The 1,702-nt window shown below is 59.2% G+C and carries 2 protein-coding genes; both read right to left on the reverse strand.

From position 1 onward, the window contains the following. Positions 1-1,375: hypothetical protein (locus D7M11_RS36070; protein ID WP_205127170.1), on the reverse strand; the 1,375-nt coding region annotated here is incomplete at its 3' end. A 31-nt stretch (positions 1,376-1,406) separates the two neighbouring features. Continuing rightward, on the reverse strand, positions 1,407-1,702 hold a 296-nt coding region (locus tag D7M11_RS36675), incomplete at its 5' end, for a hypothetical protein (RefSeq protein WP_205127171.1).

Below are 1,702 nucleotides of genomic sequence, written 5' to 3' on the forward strand. Positions count from 1 at the left end.
TCTCGACCAGGCAGTACGCCGCGCACGTAAAGTCGTTCAAGTGGCGCGCGTTGCTCGTGTTGCAGTCCTTGATATGCCCGTACAACACGTTGATCTGCTGCGTCAAATAACCCGTTCCGCCCCAGTCTCGCTCCTCCGGATTCATCAGCTGGCACCGCTCCGTTATGTAGTGCGAGTTGTACCGCCGCATGACAACCGGCCAAAATACTTTCGTCGCCTTGATCCCGATCGCGTCGCATTCCACCGCGTATTCGTACGCCACCGGGTTCGAGCCGAGCATATCCCAGTCCGGCGTCGGACGCTGGCTCGTTCCGTTCGGCGGTACCGGGACACCGACGAAGTTCATATTTTTCACAACGCAGCCGATCGCCGGATTGATTTTTTTGTATGTGATTTGCCGGCCCGCCGCCAGCTGCCAGCCGGATTTGTAGTTCAGCCGCACGCGCGTCGCATCGAACACTTCCGTTACCTTCACCAGGTAGTCCAGCTCGCGCTGCGCGCTGCCTCCCGCATTGTTCTTCACCTGCGCATGCCACCAGCTGCCGACCTCGAATACCGACGAATCCGCCACCTCGTAAATGTCCGAATACTCTTCCACGTTCGCCGCCAACGTCACCGTTTGCGTCACGCCCGTTTGCGTTCCTTGGAAAAACAACACCGCCCCGAACGGATTGTCGATCGTATTCAGTTCGATCCCTTCCGTCGTCACCGTATGATGCAGAAAGTCGATTTCGATGTTGCTGCGATGATATACGTGGCGCTTCTTGAAATTGAGGTCGCTGTGCGCTTCGATCCGGTGAATCGTCTCGTCGTTCACCATCGCGTCCAGCGCAGCGTCCGGCTCCTGTGCCGGTCCGAATACGCCGAACCAGCGGAAATCCGCTACTCCGTTATGTAATACTTCGAACCGGCCCTTATAGCCCCCGTCAATGTAACGCATATCGGGGCTGCTTCCGCTTATCGCCCATCTCGCTTCCTTGCCTGCCGCCGGGTTATGCACCGTTCCGCCGTTATCCGCCTTCGAGCTGTTCGCTACCCAACGGACGAGCTTGCCGCCCCCGTCGCCGATGGCGTTATACCCGCCTACGTATACGTGCAGCCCATCTTTGAGCGAATCGGCGGGCAGCGCCATCAATTCGGCTACATTCGCCACCTGAAGTGCCGCATCGCCGGATAGGTCGGCGCCGGACAAGGAGCTGCCGGCATACGCCAAATCCGCTCCGAGCGCCGCCGTACCCGCGAGTACCGCCCCGCCGATCCCGAGCGTCCGCAGCAGGCTTCTTCTGCTGATCGCCGCCTCCGCAGGGTTGTCCACACGGTTGCCCGGTCCGGTTTCGTGCGCCGGCTCCCGGTTCTTATTTGTTTTATCGGTCATTCGTCAACGGCTCCTTTCCTCAAAACCTCGTTCATATCGTTATGTTGCCGGAGCTATGCCGGATCGGGCCCGTCTCCGCAGGCAGCGCCGAACGGTCGACACCTTCCTCGATCACGGAGCCGATGAACAAATAATTGCTTCCGCCAAAGCCGCCGCCTGTCACCGCATATTTGCCGCCTTTGAAGCGGGAACGCAAAGCTTTCAGCTTATGAGTGCCGCCCTCGATATGAAAATGCGCCGTACTCGCATCCGCCGCCGTACTCGTCAGCTCGCCGAGGCTCCACGTGATGACGTTACCTGGATCGACGCTTTTCAGAAACGCCTTCT

This window comes from Paenibacillus ginsengarvi, from assembly GCF_003626695.1.
GTDB lineage: Bacteria > Bacillota > Bacilli > Paenibacillales > NBRC-103111 > Paenibacillus_AB > Paenibacillus_AB ginsengarvi.